Source organism: Streptomyces sp. SCL15-4 (genome assembly GCF_033366695.1).
In the GTDB taxonomy this organism is placed as follows: Bacteria; Actinomycetota; Actinomycetes; order Streptomycetales; family Streptomycetaceae; genus Streptomyces.
In genome coordinates this window covers 4,919,557-4,937,881 of record NZ_JAOBTQ010000001.1, presented here as the reverse complement: position 1 = coordinate 4,937,881, position 18,325 = coordinate 4,919,557, and the positions used below count along the sequence as shown (strand labels likewise).

General features: G+C 73.0%; 16 protein-coding genes. 6 read left to right on the top strand and 10 right to left on the bottom strand.

Annotated features, from left to right (window positions below):
* Window positions 1–32: 32 nt before the first annotated feature.
* Entirely contained in the window at window positions 33–1,250 is a 1,218-nt protein-coding gene (locus SCK26_RS22145; RefSeq protein ID WP_318203058.1) for a L,D-transpeptidase, read from the top strand.
* 157 nt (window positions 1,251–1,407) lie between these two features.
* Window positions 1,408–2,154 carry a DUF6227 family protein gene (locus tag SCK26_RS22140; RefSeq protein WP_318203057.1) on the top strand — a complete coding sequence of 249 codons (747 nt, stop codon included), beginning with the start codon at window positions 1,408–1,410 and terminating at the stop codon, window positions 2,152–2,154.
* 47 nt (window positions 2,155–2,201) lie between these two features.
* Here SCK26_RS22140 and SCK26_RS22135 read toward each other — a convergent pair whose 3' ends face one another.
* From SCK26_RS22135 to SCK26_RS22115, 5 genes are all read right to left on the bottom strand, one after another.
* On the bottom strand, window positions 2,202–2,462 hold the full coding sequence (locus tag SCK26_RS22135; protein WP_318203056.1) for a hypothetical protein: 261 nt from the start codon (window positions 2,460–2,462) through the stop codon (window positions 2,202–2,204).
* Between the two features lie 129 nt (window positions 2,463–2,591).
* Window positions 2,592–5,039, bottom strand: coding sequence for a fructose-specific PTS transporter subunit EIIC (locus SCK26_RS22130; RefSeq protein WP_318203055.1), 2,448 nt, complete (start codon window positions 5,037–5,039; stop codon window positions 2,592–2,594).
* A 154-nt stretch (window positions 5,040–5,193) separates the two neighbouring features.
* The gene (gene pfkB / locus SCK26_RS22125; RefSeq protein WP_318203054.1) at window positions 5,194–6,141 is read right to left on the bottom strand and encodes a 1-phosphofructokinase; all 948 of its coding nucleotides are present in this window, start codon (window positions 6,139–6,141) and stop codon (window positions 5,194–5,196) included.
* Window positions 6,138–6,899 (bottom strand): DeoR/GlpR family DNA-binding transcription regulator, encoded by a 762-nt coding sequence (locus SCK26_RS22120; protein ID WP_318203053.1) that lies wholly within the window; start codon window positions 6,897–6,899, stop codon window positions 6,138–6,140. Before SCK26_RS22120 ends, pfkB begins: the two co-directional genes overlap by 4 nt.
* 224 nt (window positions 6,900–7,123) lie before the next feature.
* A complete protein-coding gene (locus SCK26_RS22115) occupies window positions 7,124–8,635 on the bottom strand; it encodes an MFS transporter (protein WP_318203052.1) in 1,512 nt (503 codons plus the stop codon).
* Window positions 8,636–8,697: 62 nt separating this feature from the next.
* Here SCK26_RS22115 and SCK26_RS22110 point away from each other — a divergent pair, with 62 nt between their 5' ends.
* Window positions 8,698–9,705, top strand: a complete 1,008-nt coding sequence (locus tag SCK26_RS22110) for a helix-turn-helix transcriptional regulator (RefSeq protein WP_318203051.1) — start codon at window positions 8,698–8,700, stop codon at window positions 9,703–9,705.
* 273 nt (window positions 9,706–9,978) lie between these two features.
* Here SCK26_RS22110 and SCK26_RS22105 read toward each other — a convergent pair whose 3' ends face one another.
* Complete coding sequence (locus SCK26_RS22105) at window positions 9,979–10,587, bottom strand: TetR/AcrR family transcriptional regulator (RefSeq protein ID WP_318206064.1); 609 nt, start codon at window positions 10,585–10,587, stop codon at window positions 9,979–9,981.
* Window positions 10,588–11,133: 546 nt separating this feature from the next.
* Window positions 11,134–12,132: an RNA polymerase sigma factor RpoD/SigA gene (locus SCK26_RS22100; RefSeq protein ID WP_318203050.1), complete on the bottom strand. Its 999-nt coding sequence runs from the start codon at window positions 12,130–12,132 to the stop codon at window positions 11,134–11,136.
* Between the two features lie 189 nt (window positions 12,133–12,321).
* Here SCK26_RS22100 and SCK26_RS22095 point away from each other — a divergent pair, with 189 nt between their 5' ends.
* Window positions 12,322–12,840, top strand: a complete 519-nt coding sequence (locus SCK26_RS22095; RefSeq protein WP_318203049.1) for a GNAT family N-acetyltransferase — start codon at window positions 12,322–12,324, stop codon at window positions 12,838–12,840.
* A gap of 6 nt (window positions 12,841–12,846) precedes the next feature.
* Here SCK26_RS22095 and SCK26_RS22090 read toward each other — a convergent pair whose 3' ends face one another.
* A complete protein-coding gene (locus tag SCK26_RS22090; protein ID WP_318203048.1) occupies window positions 12,847–13,638 on the bottom strand; it encodes a class III extradiol ring-cleavage dioxygenase in 792 nt (263 codons plus the stop codon).
* A 104-nt stretch (window positions 13,639–13,742) separates the two neighbouring features.
* On the opposite strand from SCK26_RS22090, the gene SCK26_RS22085 reads away from it, so the two are divergent.
* Window positions 13,743–14,252: a MarR family winged helix-turn-helix transcriptional regulator gene (locus tag SCK26_RS22085; RefSeq protein WP_318203047.1), complete on the top strand. Its 510-nt coding sequence runs from the start codon at window positions 13,743–13,745 to the stop codon at window positions 14,250–14,252.
* A 28-nt stretch (window positions 14,253–14,280) separates the two neighbouring features.
* On the opposite strand, the gene SCK26_RS22080 is transcribed toward SCK26_RS22085, so the two are convergent.
* Together SCK26_RS22080 and SCK26_RS22075 are read right to left on the bottom strand one after the other, a co-directional pair.
* On the bottom strand, window positions 14,281–15,819 hold the full coding sequence (locus SCK26_RS22080) for an MFS transporter (RefSeq protein WP_318203046.1): 1,539 nt from the start codon (window positions 15,817–15,819) through the stop codon (window positions 14,281–14,283).
* Window positions 15,820–15,992: 173 nt separating this feature from the next.
* A complete protein-coding gene (locus tag SCK26_RS22075; RefSeq protein ID WP_318203045.1) occupies window positions 15,993–16,640 on the bottom strand; it encodes a helix-turn-helix domain-containing protein in 648 nt (215 codons plus the stop codon).
* 275 nt (window positions 16,641–16,915) lie between these two features.
* On the opposite strand from SCK26_RS22075, the gene SCK26_RS22070 reads away from it, so the two are divergent.
* Window positions 16,916–18,220 (top strand): M6 family metalloprotease domain-containing protein, encoded by a 1,305-nt coding sequence (locus SCK26_RS22070; RefSeq protein WP_318203044.1) that lies wholly within the window; start codon window positions 16,916–16,918, stop codon window positions 18,218–18,220.
* The last annotated feature ends 105 nt before the right edge of the window (window positions 18,221–18,325 follow it).

Here is an 18,325-nt window from a genome sequence, read left to right as displayed (position 1 = left end):
AACCCGCACACCACACGCATCTGGAGCAGCCCGTGACAACGCCGGACATTGCAGCGCGGCGCGCACTGGGGGCCTGTGCCGCCCTGATGGTCGGCGCCCTCACCCTGACCGCCTGCGGCGGCGACGCCAACGCCAAGAGCGACGGCAAGGGCGGCAGCGACTCGCCGAAGACGTCGACGGCGAAGATCGCGATATCCGCCAAGGACGGTTCGACCGGGGCGTCCATCAACGCCACCGGCGTGCAGGTCAGCGACGGCAAGCTGACCGAGGTGAAGATGACCGTGGCCGGCTCCGGGCAGGCCGTGCCCGGGGCGATATCGGCGGACGGCCACACCTGGAAGCCGAAGCAGCAGCTGGAGCGCGGGACGAAGTACGAGATCAACGCGACCGCGAAGGACACCGACGGCCGCACGGCGGCGGCGAACTCCATCTTCACCACCGTCACCTCGTCGAGCAGCTTCATCGGCACCTACACGCCGGACAACGGCGCGACGGTCGGTGTGGGCATGCCGGTGTCGTTCACCTTCGACAAGTCGATCACCGACAAGAAGGCCGTGCAGTCGCACATCACGGTCAACACCAGCAGCGGCCAGCAGGTGGCCGGCCACTGGTTCGGGGACCGGCGGCTGGACTTCCGGCCGCAGGAGTACTGGAAGGCCGGCTCCAAGGTCACGATGAACATCGATCTGGACGGCGTCCAGGGCGCGCGGGGCGTCTACGGCGTGCAGAAGAAGACCGTCTCCTTCACCGTCGGGCGGTCGCAGGTCTCCACGGTCGACGTCAACACGCAGACGATGACGGTCGTGCGGGACGGTCAGACCGTCAAGTCGGTGCCGATATCGGCGGGCAGCCCGCAGCACACCACGTACAACGGGCAGATGGTGATCTCGGAGAAGTTCGAGCAGACCCGCATGAACGGCTCGACGGTCGGCTTCGGCGGCGAGTACGACATACCGGACGTGCCGCACGCGATGCGGCTGACGTCGTCGGGCACGTTCATCCACGGCAACTACTGGTACAACAAGGGCAACCCGCCGTTCGGCCGGGAGGGCACCAGCCACGGCTGCGTCGGCCTCGCGGACGTCCAGGGGGCGCAGGGCGCCACGTCGGCCAAGTGGTTCTACGACAACTCGCTCATCGGGGACGTCGTGATCGTGAAGAACTCCCCCGACACCACGGTCTCCCCCGACAACGGCCTCAACGGCTGGAACATGTCGTGGAGCGCCTGGACCGCGGGAAGTGCCGCCTGACCGGCGGTTTTTGACTCGGTCGCGGGCCGCGCGGGAACTTTTCGCGCGGCCCGCGCGTTTTCCCGGCGCACGTTTTCCCGGTTCCCGGGCATGATGTCCGATGGAGGGGCTACGGTATGCACCCACAAGGTGACATGCAGCAACGCCGGGAGAAGCCTTGAGCGTTCCGTACGAGACCGCAGCGTACGAACCAGCCGAGTCGCCCGAGTCTCCGGAGGAGCATCTCGCGCGACTCCTCGGCCGTGCCCTGAACTCCTTCGAGCTGCCGGACGAGGTGCTGCGACGCCTGGACTGCGCGCTGGCGCACGACAGTTCGCTGCACTCCGCCTACCACAGCTCGGGGCTGCGCCGGGAGACGTACCGGCACACCTGGCTGCTCGCGGACGGCTCGGCGGTCACGCTGTGGGAGCTGGTGCACAACTCCACGCCGGGCGGCGCGCCGGAGCACGAGGTGTATCCGGACGAGGAGGAACTGCAGACCGCGGCGGCCCGGCTCGGGCTGCCGCCGGACACGCGGGAGGCGGAACTGCCCGCGCTGATGCGCCTGTGGGCGGTGCCCGAGCCCCGGCACGTGTTCGTCGCGGACGACTCGGCGGACCACGCGCGCCGGCTGCTGCGCCGCGCCGAGAACCCCGACCGTCCCGGCCCCGAAACGGCGGCGCTGCTGGCGACGGCGACCGCGCACGAGATCACCCAGGCGTTCGGCCGGCCGGGCCGGGCCGGACGGACGAAACTGAGCTACGCGTTGTACGAACACGCCTTCCTGCTGCCGGACGGCACCGAGATCTCCCTCTGGGAGGTCGAGCACACGGCGACGCCCGACGGACGGCACATGTGCGAGGTGTACATGTCGGAGGAGGCGGCCCGGGAGGCGATGGAGCGGCGCGCGGCACGCCGGAGATGACACCGGCCCCGTTCCGCCGGGCGCCGGGCCGGCCGGGCGCCTGCGGGTCAGCCGCTGGCGAGGTGCCGTACCAGGCCGGCGAACGCGTCCTGCTCGGCGGGGGTCAGCTCGACGGACTCCCGCGGCGGCCCGACCCGGGTCTGGCGCGGCACCGCCGAGAGCGGCACGGTGCGGCGCCGGGCGCCGGCCGCGCCGGCTCGCAGGCCCGCGCGGCGCAGCAGGCGCAGCAGGACGCCGGCCCACGCGACGGCCGCCACCGCGAGGACGGTCACGCCGATCAGCTGGAGAGTCGGGGCGTGCTCAGGCATGCGTCCCAGTACACACCACGGTCCGGGACTTTGGCCCCGGACCGTGATGTATCTCGCAGGTGCCGTGAACAACTCACAGCGGCACAAAGGGACAAGACGCCCTGAAGGATGGCGCGGGCGGTACGGCGGTCACGCCGCCACGGGCTGCTCGGTTCCCTCCGGCGTCCCGGCCGGGTGCCCGGCCGGATGGGTGGGCCCGTACTCGGGGGCCTGCCTGCGCATCCCCTTGAGGAGGACCACCAGGGCCGTGGTGACGCACACCCCGGCCGCGACCGCCACCAGGTACAGCAGCGGGCTGCCGATCAGCGGGACCACGAAGACGCCGCCGTGCGGGGCGCGCAGGGTGGCGCCGAAGGCCATCGACAGGGCGCCGGTGAGCGCGCCGCCCGCCATGGCGGACGGGATGACCCGCAGTGGGTCGGCCGCCGCGAACGGGATCGCGCCCTCGGAGATGAAGGAGGCGCCGAGCACCCAGGCGGCCTTGCCGTTCTCGCGTTCGGCCGCGGTGAACAGCCTGCCGCGCACGGTGGTGGCCAGGGCCATCGCCAGCGGCGGGACCATGCCGGCCGCCATCACCGCCGCCATGATCTCCATGGCCGAGTCGCTGGGCTCGGAGACGGCGATGCCGGCGGTGGCGAAGGCGTAGGCGACCTTGTTGACCGGGCCGCCCAGGTCGAAGCACATCATCAGGCCGAGCAGGGCGCCGAGCAGGACGGCGTTGGTGCCGGTGAGCCCGCCCAGCCAGTCGGTGAGGGCCTTCTGCGCGGAGGCGATCGGTTTGCCGATCACGACGAGCATCAGGAAGCCGGTGAGCGCGGAGGAGAGCAGCGGGATCACCACCACGGGCATGATGCCGCGCAGCACCGGCGGGATCCGCACCCGCTGGATCGCCGTCACCACGCCACCGGCGATCAGGCCGGCCGCCAGACCGCCGAGGAAGCCCGCGTTGATGTCCAGCGCTATCGCGCCGCCCACGAAGCCGGGGACGAGGCCGGGCCGGTCGGCCATGCCGTAGGCGATGTAGCCGGCCAGGACCGGGATGAGGAACTTGAAGGCGACGCCGCCGATCTGGAAGAGCAGCGCGCCCCAGCTGTCGGCCTGCGTCCAGGCGAAGTGGTCCGTGACCGAGGGCGCCTTGTCGATCTGCCAGCCGCCGATCGCGAAGCCCAGGGCGATGAGCAGACCTCCGGCGGCGACGAACGGGACCATGTAGCTGATGCCGGTCATCAGCCAGGTGCGGAGCTTGGTGCCGTAGCCCTCGGTGGAGCCGCCCGCGCGCTCGACCGGCGTGCCCGCCGGAGCGTGCGCCGGGACGCTCGCCTCGCCGCGCGCCGCCTTCTCGCGGACCTCGGCGATGAGTTCGGCGGGGCGGTTGATGCCCGCCTTCACGCCCACGTCGACGGTCGGCTTGCCCGCGAAACGGTCCTTGTCGCGTACGGGGACGTCGTGCGCGAGGATCACGCCGTCCGCCGCCGCGATCACCGCCGGGTCCAGCCGGGCGAAACCGGCCGACCCCTGGGTCTCGACGACCACCTCGACGCCCGCCTCGCGGCCCGCGTTCTCCAGGGACTCGGCCGCCATGTAGGTGTGGGCGATCCCGGTGGGACAGGAGGTGACGGCGACGATCCGGAAAGGCCGGGACGTACCGGCCGCGGAGGCGGCCGCGTCGCCGCTCCCCTCGCCCGTGCGGGCCGCGCTGCCCGCTGCGGCTCCGGCGGAGGCCGCCGCCGGAGCCACAGCGGTGTCTTCGGGGACGCCCGGGGTGCGCTCGGGGGCGCCCGGGCCGCCTTCGGGCACGCCCTGGGTTTCCTCAGGGGCGCTCGCCGGGCCTTCGGGCGCGCTCGTGCCGCCTCCGGGAGCACTCGGGGCTCCTCCGGGAGCGCCCGCGGTGTCCTCGGCGCCACTCGGGGACGCGCCGGGGACACTCCGGGCGTCTTCGGAGCCACTCGGGGTTTCTCCGGGGGCGCCCGGGGTGCGCTCGGGGGCGCTCGGGCCGCCATCGGGCACGCCCTGGGTTTCCTTCGGGGCGCTCGTGGTGCGATCCGGACCGCCCGCTGTGGCGCCGGAGACGCTCGCGGTGCCCTCCGGGGCGCCCGCGGTGGTCCCGGGCGCGCTCGTGGCGGCGGTCCCTGGTGTCGTGTCGCCGCGGATCAGGGACGCGGCCGTCTCCGTGTCGTCCAGGGCCCGTAGCGCGGCCGTGAAGGCGGGGTCCATCAGGCGGCGGGCGAGGGCGGAGAGGATCGTGAGGTGGGCGTCGTCGGCGCCGGCCGGTGCGGCGATCAGGAAGATCAGGTCGGCGGGGCCGTCCGCGGCGCCGAAGTCGATGCCGGCGGTGCTGCGGCCGAAGGCGAGGGTCGGCTCGGTGACATGGGCGCTGCGGCAGTGCGGGATGCCGATGCCACCGTCGAGCCCGGTCGGCATCTGGGCCTCGCGGGCGGCCACGTCGGCGAGGAAGCCCTCCAGGTCGGTCACCCGGCCCCGGGCCACCATGCGCTCGGCGAGGGCGCGGGCCGCCGCCTCCTTGGTGTCGGCGGACAGGTCGAGGTCGACCAGGTCCGCGCTGATCATGTCGCTCATCGCGGGCTCCTCTGCGCGCGGGCCGCCCGGGGGCTGGGGTGGGCGGGAGTGGGGACGGGGGTGCGGTGAGGGGGCGGGGTGGCCGGGGGGACGGGAGCGGACCGGCCGCCCAGCCGGCGAAAACCCGGGCGCAGGCCGTGCCGGACGAGCGGGGTCATGAGACCGGCTCCGTCAGCGCGCGGCCGTGCGGGATGTCCGCCGTGACGGTCACCGCCGCCGGGTCCAGGTCGGCGGGCGCCGGCATCACACTGCCGGGGAGCCGGACGGCGGCGGCGCCGTGGGCGACGGCGGAGGCGAGCGCCTCCGGACCGGTGCCGCCGGCGATGAGGAAGCCGGCCAGGGAGGCGTCCCCGGCGCCGACGTTGCTGCGGACGGCGGACACCCGCGCGCCGCCGAACCAGGCGCCGTCGTCCGACACCAGGAGCTGTCCGTCGGCGCCGAGGCTCGCCAGGACGGCACCCGCGCCCATCGCCCGCACCTCCTCGGCCGCCTTGAACGCGTCCCCCACGGTCGCCAGGGGGCGGCCGACGGCTTCCGCCAGCTCCTCGGCGTTGGGCTTCACCACGTCGGGCCGCGCGCGCAGCGCCTCCAGGAGGGCGTGCCCCGAGGTGTCCAGCGCGATCCGCACCTCGGCGGCGTGCGCCCGGTGGACGAGGTCGGCGTACCAGGAGGGCGCGAGGCCGCGGGGCAGGCTGCCGCAGCACGCGATCCAGTCGGCGGCGCGGGAGTGCGACCGTACGGTGTCCAGCAGGAGTTCCTGTTCGGCCGCCGACAGTTCCGGGCCCGGCGCGTTGATCTTCGTGAGTACGCCGTCGGCCTCGGCGAGCGCGATGTTGGAGCGGGTGGCTCCGGCGACCGGGACCGGCGCGACCTCGATGCCCTGCGCGTCCAGCAGCTCGGCGACGAGCGCGCCCGGCGCACCGCCGAGCGGCAGGACGGCGACCGTGCGCCGGCCGGCGGCGGCGACGGCACGGGAGACGTTCACGCCCTTGCCGCCGGGGTCCACGCGCTCGCCGTCGGCGCGGATGACCTCGCCGCGTTCCAGGGCGGGGACCTCGTAGGTGCGGTCCAGGGACGGGTTGGGGGTGACGGTGAGGATCATGCGCGCACCACTTCCGGGCCGAGGCGCTCGATGGCGGCGGCGTCGTCCGGGCCCATCGCGCTGTCGGTGATCAGCAGGTCCACATCGCCCAGACCGCCGAAGCGCGCGAAGTGCTCCTGGCCGTGCTTGCCGGAGTCGGCCAGCAGCACCACCCGCCGGGCCGCGCCGACCGCGGCCCGCTTGACCGCGGCCTCGGCGAGGTCCGGCGTGGTCAGGCCGTGCTCGGCGGAGAAGCCGTTGGCGGCGACGAAGAGCACGTCGGCGCGGATCTCGCCGTACGCGCGCAGTGCCCAGGCGTCCACGGCGGCGCGCGTACGGTGCCGGACCCGGCCCCCGACCAAGTGGAGCTGGATGCCCGGGTGGTCGGCGAGCCGGGCGGCGATGGGCAGGCTGTGCGTGACGACGGTGAGGGACGCCTCCAGCGGGATGGTCGCGGCGAGGCGGGCCACCGTCGTACCGGCGTCGAGGATCACCGTGCCCTCGGCCGGCAGTTCGGCGAGGGCCGCCTTGGCGATGCGGTCCTTCTCGTCGGCGGCGGTGGACTCGCGCTCGGCGAGGTCCGGCTCGAAGTCGAGGCGGCCGACCGGGATGGCACCGCCGTGCACCCGGCGGACGAGTCCGGCGCGGTCGAGGGCCTTCAGATCGCGGCGGATCGTCTCCGCGGTGACCTGGAACTCCTCGGCCAGCGACAGCACGTCCACCCGGCCGCCGTCCCGGGCGAGCCGGAGGATCTCCTGCTGCCGCTCCGGTGCGTACATGTCCGTTCGCCTCCGCCGTATGCCCGAACGTGTGGTTTCACCAGGAGGCTACGTCCGGATTCCGGGAAAGTAAACAGGTTCAGGCTCCATCCGGGCACGAACGGACTTCGGGACGACTCCCGGACGGACTCCCGGACGGACTTCCGCACGGACTTCCGGCGCCGTCCGGACAGCGGAGCGGCCCGGCACCTGGACGGTGCCGGGCCCCGCGTCGTCGTACCGGGTCAGTGCACGAGCTGCGGCTCCGGCTCCCGCTCGCCCGCCGGCGTCTCCTGCCCCGCGCCCTCCACGTGCTGGGCCGGGCGCTTCGGCAGGGCGGACATCAGCAGGAAGATCGCGCCCATGATCGCGGCGACGTACCACAGCGCGTGCTGGAAGGCGTCCACGAAGGCCGGGCCGGCCCGGTCGGGGGCCGGCCGGTCGTCGATCTGCCCGAAGAAGACCACCGACACCAGCCCCAGCCCGAGCGCGTTGCCCATCTGCTGCACGGTGTTGATCAGCCCGGACGCGGACCCGGCGTGCTCGCGCGGCACCTCGGAGAGCACCGCGTCGGTCAGCGGGGCCACGATCAGCCCCATGCCGAGGCCCATCACGACCAGCGGCAGGGCCATCTGCCAGGAGGCGATGGCGAGGCCGTAGCGGTCGGCCTCCCACAGGTAGAGCAGCACGCCCGCGCCCATCACCAGCGCGCCGGCCTGGAGCACCTTCCGGCCGAACCGCGGGACCAGCTGCTGCACCGACAGCCCGGCCGCCGTGGACACCGCGAGCGAGAACGGCACCCCGGTCAGTCCGGCCCGCAGCGGGCTCCAGCCGAGGCCCAGCTGCATGTACAGCGTCCAGACCAGGAAGAAGATGCCGAGCGCGATGCCGAACACGGTCTGTACGGCGATACCGGCGGCGAAGCTCTTCACCCGGAACAACGACAGCTCGACCAGCGGCGAGCCGTCCCGCGCCGCCTTGCGCCGCTCGTACGCCACCAGCCCCGCGAAGACGACGAGGGCGCCGGCCATCGAGCCGTATCCCCACAGCGGCCAGCCCAGCTCGCGCCCGCGGATCAGCGGATACAGCAGCATCAGCAGGCCCAGCGTGACCAGGGCGACGCCGACCAGGTCCAGCTTCAGCGCCTTCGGGGCGCGGGACTCGGTGATGAACCGGCGGCCCAGCAGCCAGGCGAGGACGCCGACGGGCAGGTTGATGAGGAAGATGGGCCGCCATTCGAGGCCGAACAGGTTCCATTCCGTCAGCAGCGCGCCGAGCAGCGGGCCGGAGACCGCGCCGAGGCCGACGATCGCGCCGAACAGGCCGAAGACCTTGCCGCGTTCGTGTGCGGGGAAGGTGGCGTGCACGATCGACAGCACCTGCGGCACCATCAGCGCGGCCATGCCGCCCTGGAGGAAGCGGGAGGCGACGAGCATCTCGGGGTTGACCGCGAAGCCGCACAGGGCGGAGGCGAGGGTGAAGCCGCCGATGCCGACGAGGAACAGCCGCTTGCGGCCGTGGATGTCGCCGAGCCGGCCGCCGGTGATCAGACCGGCGGCGAAGGCGAGGGCGTAGCCGGCGGTTATCCACTGGATCTGGCCGACCGAGGCGTGTTCGCTTCGCTGGATGGACGGGATGGCGATGTTGACGATCGTCACGTCCACGAGGTCCATGAAGGCCGCGGCCATGACGATGGCCAGGGCCAGCCAGCGGGCTCGGTCGGGAGGAGCGGGATGCGCCGTCGGAATCGAGGTCATGAGAGGAACCTAGGTACGCGATAGGTCAGATCGTGTCCTATACGCACGGCATGCTCGTCACTATGACGACCGACACTCCGGCCCGGCTGCTCCAGCTGCTGTCCCTGCTCCAGACACCTCGCGAGTGGCCCGGCGGCGAGCTGGCCGACCGGCTGCGGGTGTCCCGGCGGACCGTGCGGCGCGATGTCGACCGGTTGCGCGAGCTGGGATATCCGGTGCAGGCCACGCGGGGCGCGGACGGCGGGTACCGGCTGGTCGCGGGCAAGGCGATGCCGCCGCTGGTGCTGGACGACGAGGAGGCCGTGGCCATCGCGGTGGGGCTGCGGGCCGGTGCCGGGCACGCCGTCGAAGGGGTGGACGAGGCGTCCGTGCGGGCCCTGGCCAAGCTGGAGCAGGTGCTGCCGTCCCGGCTGCGGCACCGGGTGTCCACACTCCAGGCCGCGACGACCCCGCTGACCCTCGGCGACGGGCCGAGCATCGCACCGGAGACGCTGACCGTGATGGCGTCCACGGTGGCGGGGCACGAACGGCTGCGGTTCGCCTACCGCGACAAGGACGGCAGCGCCTCCCGCCGGCTGACCGAGCCGCACCGGCTGGTGTCGACCGGGCGGCGCTGGTACCTGGTCGCCTACGACGTCGACCGCGCGGACTGGCGGACCTTCCGGGTCGACCGGGTGAGCGAGCCGTTCGCGACCGGCGTCCGGTTCGCGCCGCGGGAGCTGCCGACGGGGAGCGCGGCCGAGTATCTGCGGCAGTCCATCCACCGGCGGCAGGAGACGTACGCCTTCGAGGTGCGGTTCGCCGCGCCGGCGCGGCGGCTCGCCACGCGGATCCCGGAGTGGCTCGGGGAGCCGGAGGACGACGGCGCGGGCGGCTGCGTCCTGCGGGGCACCACGGGCGATCCCATGGAGTGGCTGGCGGTACGGCTGGCGATGGCGGGAGTGGAGTTCACGATCCGCGGACCCGCGGAACTGGCGGAGTGCGCCCGGCGGCTCGGGAACCGGCTGAGCGGAGCCGCGGGCCCCGGAACGGACGAGCGGGCGGAGGGTTCGGCGGCGGAGGGGCGGTGAGGGTCCCTGGGGGGCGGCGGGGACCGTCGGGGGTCCGGGGTCCCTGGGGGGCGGCGGGGACCGTCGGGGATCCGGGGCCCCAGGGGCGTCTCGGGCCCGTACGGGTTCCCGGGGCCGGCAGGGGACCCTCGGGCCCCTGGGGAATCTCGGCCCCCTAGGGAACCTGAGGGCCCGTGAGGGACGCCGGCGCCATGGCGGACCTCAGGCCCGCGGGGACACCTCAGGCCCGCGGAGACACCGCGCCCCCGGGCGGACGCGGGCCCGTCCGGGACCTCAGGCCCCTACGGCGTCGCCCCACTCGAAGTTCCGTAGCGCGCGCAGGTTGCGGACCGCCAGGGTCGCGGGGCCCTCGGGGCCGGTGGGGCGGTCGGTCGTGGCGGACCAGGACTCCACGGCGACGCGTACGGCGGCCCCGGCCACGGCCGCCGCGAACCGGAGTTCCGGGCCCGGGGTCCGGCGGGGCTCCGGGGCCGGCCGGCCGCCGCTCTCCCGGGCCGCGAGGATCTCCGCCAGCGCGCCCTCCGACGCCTGGCACACCTCCGCCCAGACCTTGCGCAGGGCGGGACTGGTGTCGGCCAGGCGGACCAGGGTGCGCAGCCACTCCCAGGACGCGGCCGAGACGCCGAGGCCGGGGGTCAGGGTGTGGCGGACGGCGTGTTCCAGTGCCTGCGGTACGGGCAGGTCGGCCGGGGCCGTGCGGACCGCCTCGATCCAGCGCTGGGCGCCGGCGGCGTAGAGGGGGGCGACCGCCTCCTCCTTGGTGGCGAAGTAGCGGTAGAACGTGCGCGGGGCGATGCCCGCCGCCTGGGCGATGTCCTCGGCGCGGGTCGCCCGCAGACCCTGCCGGACGAAGAGGGCCGCCGCCGCCCGGGCGATCTCCATCCGGGTCTCGGCCTTCCTGCGTTCGGTGAGGGACACCGGCGCGGAGGCGGAAAACGGCTGGTGGGCGGCGCTGGGGGTGGTGCTCATGCCGGGCAGGCTATGCCCGTGTGGCAGAATCTGCCATCCGGCGGTCCACCCCGGGGTTCAGGTACGGGGTGGGCCGCCGTTCCAGCACCCGGGCCGCGTGTCCGCCTCCCCCCTCGCCCCTTCCCGCACCTCGCGGGCCGCTCCCGCACACGAAAAAGGCCGGGCCTCGGCGCCTGGGGGGGGGATAGGCGCCGAGGCCCGGCTCGGAAGGTCCCGGCGCCGGGGGGGGGATTGCGTCGGGACGTGGCTCGCGCGGGTCGGCCGGCTCGGTGGTCGGCCGGGTGGTGCGGTGTGGGGGTTGCCGGTGGGTGGGGAGTGCCGGCCCCGGGCCCTTGCGGGCCCGGAAGGGTTGTTCCCTGGGGCCCGGCGGTTGAAGCGGTGGGACCGCGCCATGTTTGCGCCGTCTTCCGCCACCCGCGCCGCCCGGCGTGCGCACCGCGCCGCGCGGTGCGCCGTACGTCACGCCGCCGCGTCGAAGCCGGTGTCGCGGGCCAGCTTCTTCAGCTCCAGCAGGGCGTGCTTCTCGATCTGCCGGATCCGCTCCCGGGTCAGGCCGTGCTCCTTGCCGACCTCGGTCAGGGTGCGCTCGCGGCCGTCCTCGATGCCGTAGCGCATCTTGATGATGGAGGCCGTGCGCTGGTCCAGGCGGCCGATCAGGTCGTCCAGTTCCTCGCTGCGCAGCAGGGTGAGGACCGACTGCTCCGGGGAGACCGCCGAGGTGTCCTCCAGCAGGTCGCCGAACTGCGTCTCGCCCTGGTCGTCCACCGGCATGTTCAGCGAGACCGGGTCGCGGGCCCAGTCCAGGACGTCGGTGACGCGCTCCGGCGTCGAGCCCAGCTCAGCGGCGATCTCCACGGGCTCCGGGTCGCGGCCGTGCTCGCGGTTGAACTCGCGCTGGACGCGGCGGATGCGCCCCAGCTCCTCCACCAGGTGGACGGGGAGCCGGATCGTGCGGGACTGGTCGGCGATGGAGCGGGTGATGGCCTGCCGGATCCACCAGGTGGCGTACGTCGAGAACTTGAAGCCCTTGCGGTAGTCGAACTTCTCCACCGCGCGCACCAGGCCGGCGTTGCCCTCCTGGATCAGGTCCAGCAGGGGCAGGCCGCTGCGCGGGTAGCGCCGGGCCACCGCGACGACGAGGCGGAGGTTGGAGCGGATGAAGACGTCCTTGGCGCGCTCACCGGCGTCGGCCAGGGCCTGGAGCTCCTCGCGGCTGGCGTCCGCCCGGGTCTCCTCCTCGCCGTCGAGAACCTGCTGCGCGAACACACCCGCCTCGATGGTCTGCGACAGCTCGACTTCCTTGGCGGCGTCCAGAAGCGGCGTGCGCGCGATCTCGTCGAGGTACATGCCGACCAGGTCGCGGTCTGCGATCTCGCCGCCATGAGCGCGAACACTGCTTGCCGAGTCGGCCGTCTCGCCGGTGGCGGACTGACGACGGGCGACGGCACGGGTTGCCATGCGTGCTCCCTTGCGGTGGTGGGCTGGCGGGTGGTCCTGGTGAACGCGCGGGCACCAAACTGTCTTCGGGACTCTCTTCGAGTGCCCTGCATCCGAAGGAAACAACGACTGGAATCCGGACAGAATTCCCAACCCGCCCCGCAAATTTTCTGATCATGCAGTACCCTGTCGGCCACGCGGGGAGGCGAGATGCCGTCGGAGTACGCCGAGGCGCAGGTCAGACCGGGAATCGAGGGAGACCTCGAAGCACTCACGGCGCTGTACAACCACTACATCCGTGAGACGGCCATCACATTCGACACCGTGGCCCTCACTCCCGAGGAGCGCCGCCCGTGGCTGCTCTCCCACCCGGAAGACGGCCCGCACCGCCTGATGGTTGCCACGGACGCGGACACCCGGCGCGTGCTGGGGTATGCCACCTCCGGTCCGTACCGGCCGAAGCCCGCGTACGGGACGTCCGTGGAGACCTCGGTGTACGTGGCCCCGGACGCCGGCCGGCGCGGGATCGGCACGCTGCTCTACGACGCCCTGTTCAAGGCCCTCGCCGAGGAGGACGTCCACCGCGCCTACGCCGGCATCGCGCTGCCGAACGCGGCCTCCGAGCGGCTGCACGCCCGCTTCGGCTTCCGGCACGTCGGCACGTTCCACGAGGTCGGCCGCAAGTTCGGCCGCTACCGGGACGTGGCCTGGTACGAGCGAGAGCTCTAGGGCCTCCTATCCGAACTGCACGGACCGCTTCGCCATTCCCATCCAGAACCCGTCGATCACCGACCTCGGCGCGTCCGGCCCGCCGCCGGCCTCCGCCGCGCCCAGGGTGACGAAGAGCGGGGCGAAGTGCTCGGTGCGCGGATGGGCGTAGCGGCCGGCCGGGGCCTTGTCGGCGAAGTCGAGCAGGGCGTCCCAGTCGCGGGCCTCCAGGGCGCGCCGTCCCCAGTCGTCGAACTCGGCCGACCAGCTCGGCACGCCCGGCCCGGTGTGCCGCAGGGCGGCGAGGTTGTGGGTGAAGAAGCCGGAGCCGACGATCAGCACGCCCTCGTCGCGCAGCGGGGCGAGCCTGCGGCCGAGGTCCAGCAGGCGGACCGGGTCGAGGGTGGGCAGGGAGATCTGCAGGACGGGGATGTCGGCGGCCGGGTACATCTCGACGAGCGGGACGTAGGCGCCGTGGTCGAGGCCCCGGTCGGGGATGTCCTGTACGGGGAGGCCGGGGGCGCGCAGCAGCTTGCGGACGGCGTCGGCGAGCGCGGGGGCGCCGGGGGCGGCGTAGCGGACTCGGTAGTAGTGCTCGGGGAAGCCCCAGAAGTCGTGAACGAGCGGGACGGTCTCGACCGCGCCGAGGGCCAGCGGGGCCTCCTCCCAGTGGGCGGAGACCATGAGGATCGCGCGGGGGCGGGGCAGGGCGGCGGACCAGGCGGCGAGCTGGCCGGGCCAGACCGGGTCGTCGGCGAGCGGCGGTGCGCCGTGACTGAGGTACAGGGCGGGCATGCGCTCCTGGGCGGTGGCGGACATCGCGGCGGCTCCCGTGGGGTGGCAAAGCTTTAACTCTCAAGTTTCTAGGGGAACTCTACCAACACTTGTTCAAGTTTCAAGAAGTCGCCTCGTAGACTGGACATATGAACAAGGCACCGGACCCCGCCGAGCGGCCCCGCTGGCTGACCGACGAGGAACAGCACGTCTGGCGCGCCTATCTGCACGCCACCACCCTGCTGGAGGACCACCTCGACCGGCAGCTCCAGCGCGACGCGGGCATGCCGCACGTCTACTACGGCCTGCTGGTCGGCCTCGCCGAGGCCCCGCGCCGCCGGCTGCGGATGACCGAGCTGGCGATGCAGGCGAAGATCACCCGGTCCCGGCTCTCGCACGCCGTCGCCCGGCTGGAGAAGAACGGCTGGGTCCGCCGGGAGGACTGCACCGCCGACAAGCGCGGCCAGTTCGCGGTGCTCACCGACGAGGGCTTCGAGGTGCTGCGGCGCACCGCGCCCGGCCATGTGGACGCCGTACGGCAGGCGCTGTTCGACCGGCTGAGCCCGGAACAGCAGAAGGCCCTCGGCGAGATCATGGAGATCGTCGCCGAGGGCCTCCAGCCCAAGGAAGCGGGTGCGGACCTGCCCTGGCTCCGCTAGTCCACCGAGTGGTTCCCGGTACGGGCCGTCAGTGGGCCACCACCGGCACCGGCAGCTCGTCCTCGGCGCCCTCACCGGTCATCACGGTGGTGGCGTTCGGACGGCCGGCGTTGACGAAGGTGAAGGCGATCAGCGAGGCGAGCGCCAGGATGCCGACGGCGACCCAGATCGCGGCGCTGTAGCCGTGCACCATGCCCTGGAGCCCGACCAGCTGCTGCTGCGGCTTGCCGGTGGCGCCGGCGATGTGGTCCTTGACGTACGAGGTGGTCGCCGAGGAGGCGATGGTGTTCAGCAGGGCGGTGCCGATCGCGCCGCCCACCTGCTGCGAGGTGTTGACCATCGCGGAGGCGACACCGGCGTCCCGGGGCTCGACGCCCTGGGTGGCCAGGGACATCGCCGGCATGAACGCCGTACCCATGCCGAGACCGAGCAGCAGCATGGCGGGCAGCAGCAGCGCCGGGTACGAGGAGTCGATCTCCAGCTGGGTCAGCAGCAGCATGCCGACGCCCGCGACCAGGAAGCCGGGGCCCATCAGCAGCCGGGCCGGCAGCCGGGTCATCAGCCGGGTGCCGATCTGCGTGGAGCCGGTGATCATGCCGACCACCATCGGCAGGAAGGCGAAACCGGTCTTGACCGGCGAGTAGCCCTTCACGATCTGCAGGTAGTAGGTCAGGAAGAGGAACAGGCCGAACATGCCGATGATCGCGAGGCCCAGCGAGAGGTAGATGCCGCCGCGGTTGCGGTCGGTCACCACGCGCAGCGGCAGCAGCGGGGCCTTGACCTTGGCCTCGACCACCACGAACGCGAGCAGCAGCACCACGGACGCGACGAACATCGACACGGTCAGCGTGTCGCTCCAGCCGTCGGACTCGGCGCGCGTGAAGCCGTAGACGAGCGCGACCAGGCCGAGGGTGGAGAGCAGGACGCCCGGGATGTCGAGCGGGTTGCGGTTGCGGCCGCCCTCCGGCTCGCGGATGACGAAGTAGGCGCCGGCCGCGGCGACCACGGCGAACGGGACGTTCACGAAGAAGGTCCAGCGCCAGTTCAGGTACTCGGTGAGGAAGCCGCCGAGGATCAGGCCGACGGCACCGCCGCCGCCCGCGATGGCGCCGTAGATGCCGAACGCCTTGGCGCGCTCCCTGGCGTCCGTGAACATGACGGCGAGCAGGGACAGCGCGGCCGGGGCGAGCAGCGCGCCGAAGACACCCTGGAGGGCGCGGGCGCCGAACATCAGCGGGCCGGTGGTGGCGGCACCGCCGAGCGCGGACGCGAGGGCGAAGCCGGCCAGGCCGAGCACGAAGGTGCGCTTGCGGCCCCACAGGTCGGCGACCCGGCCGCCGAACAGCAGCAGACCGCCGAAGGCGAGCGCGTAGGCCGTGATCACCCACTGCTTGTTGCCGTCGGATATGCCCAGGTCCTCCTGGGCGGCGGGCAGGGCGATGTTCACGATGGTGGCGTCGAGGACGACCATCAGCTGGGCGAGCGCGATGAAGACGAGCGCCTTCCAGCGGTTGGCGTCACCGCTCGGGGCGGCGAGGCCGGCAGCCTTGCGGGCTGTTTCGGACATGGAGATACCCACTTCGGGACTTCGGAGCTTGGGAACTCAGGGCTCGGTGACGGACTGCGTGGTGAAAAATGACGAGAAAACGGAGTAAGGCGGAACGGTGAACAGAAAAGGAACGGCCGTACGAACCGCCGCCGTGCTGTCGGTGGACTGTGCGCGGGAGCTGAACTGATCGGTCAGGAGGCGCGCAGCTCCCTGATGCTGAGGGCCTCACCCGGCAGGGCGGAGCGGGCGGGCGCCCGCAGGCCGTCGAGGAACAACTGGAGAAGACGGTGGACGAAGCGGTCGCCGCGCAGGCAGTCCGTGCCGGCCGGGGGCCGGCTCAGCTGGCCCACGGCGATCATCAGATCACCCACGCCGACGTCCGGCCGGAGCTGCCCGGCCGCCTTGGCCCGGCCCATGACCTCCTCGATGAGCCGCTCGACGCGCTCACGGGAGGCCTCCAGGTCGGGGTGGTGCTGGTCGAACGTGCTGGACACCATGGGGCACAGCGCGCCGATCCGCTCGTCCGCGGCGGCGTGCACGAAGTGCTCCAGGGCGCTGAAGGCGTCCCCGCTCTCCGCCAGGGCCAGCTCGGCCGCTCCGGCCGTGCGGTCCATGACGGAGCAGACGACCTCGCGGACGAGGGCGTCCCGGTCGGGGAAGTTGCGGTACACCGTGGCGTTGCCGACGCCGGCCCGGCGGGCGATATCGTCGATCGGCACGTCCGCGCCGTGCTCGACGATCATTTCCCGGGCGGCGGTGACGATCCGCTCCCGGTTGCGCAGGGCGTCGGCGCGCGGCCGGGTCACCTTGCGCTCGGCGGGGGCGGTGGCGGCGGACACGGGGCACTCCTTGGATCGAGGGGCGAACCGGGGACTGGCTCCCCGTTTCGCTCGGACACAGGGCTAAACGGGGAAAGCGTCCCCGGTTATTTCCCGTCCGCCCGAAGAATCGTTGTGACCTGGGACACAAGCATCGTCCGCCGGGTTTCACCCGTCCGCGGACCCGGTTTCCCACCATCGGTCTCCTCCAGCGCGCGCCCGCCGCCCCGCCGCCCCAGGGTGAGCGCAAGGGTGCAGCCGGAGACCAGGGCTGCCGTGGCGCGAAAGGTCCCCGCATGCAGCCGCAGCCCCGCCGCCGCATACGCCCGCGCCGGGTGGCCGCCCTGACCGTGGTGACCGCACTGACCCTCGCGGTCGGCACCTCGGCGGGGACCGGACACCTGACGGCGCCCACCACCGCCGGGCCCACGGGCCTCGCCCGCTCCTCCGCACTGCTCCCCTGCATGATCCGCGGCGGTCTGGACGTGCAGATGACCGAGGGCCTGCCCACGCCGGCCGGCTACTCCCGCTCCACGGGCACGGTCCACGCCCTGACCCTGATGGTCGACTTCCCCGACGCGCCCGGCGAGGGTGCCGCGATGGACCGCTTCCACGAGTTCTTCCCGCGCACCCAGGACTGGTTCCACACCGCCTCGTACGGCCGTCTCGACTACCGTCCCGAGACCCCCGTCACCACCTGGCTGCGCATGCCGAAGCCGTTCCGGGACTACGGCATAGAGCGCGGCGCGCCCTTCGACCCCGGCTACCGCAGCCTGGTGCAGGACCTCGTGGCCGCCGCCGACCCGAGGGTGGACTTCCGCGCCTACGACCTGCTGAACGTGCTCGTCACCCCGAACGCCGGCCCCTCCGCGCTGGACACCGTGCTGTCCGTGACCTTCGCCGGCAACGACGACGCTCCGGTCGCCGACGGCGTGCGCGTCTCCAACGCCTCCTTCGTCTACTCCCGCCAGGACGACGGCTCCGGGTCCTACGACCGCACCGGCTACCGGGTGCTGCCGCACGAGAACGGCCACACCTTCGGCCTGCCCGACCTGTACACGCAGGACGGCGGAGGCGCGGTCGGGCACTGGGACATCATGAGCGAGGACTGGGGGGCCAACAACGACCTGCTCGGCTGGCACAAGTGGAAGCTGGGCTGGCTGGACGGCGGCCAGGTCGGCTGCGCGGCGGCCCCCGGCAGCGTGGAGTTCACCCTCTCCCCGCTGTTCCAGCAGGGCGGCGGCAAGCTGGTCCTCATACCGGTCACCGCGCGCACCACCTACGCGCTGGAGGTCCGCGCGCAGGGCGGCAACGACGAGACGGTGTGCCGTCCCGGCGTCCTCATCTACAAGATCGACGCGGCGGTCGACACCGGCCGCGGCCCGGTCACCGTCTTCGACAGCCACCGCGGCAGCGGCGGCTGCACCCGCAGCCCCAACGTCCACGCCGAACTCTCCGACGCGCCGTTCGCCGCCGGCGAGACCTTCAAGGACCCACGGCACGGGATCAGCGTGCGGGTGGTCTCGACGGACACGGAGGGAAACTACCGGATCCGGGTGAGCCGGGGCGGGGGTGTGGTGCGGGTGGCGGATGAGTCTTGAGGGGTGGCGTACGGCGGGTGTCCATGGGGGCTGCCGGGCCTGCCGGACTGTTCGCGCGACGGGCCGGTGACCCGTGGGGGTCCGGGTCCGGGGAGGGACGCCTGC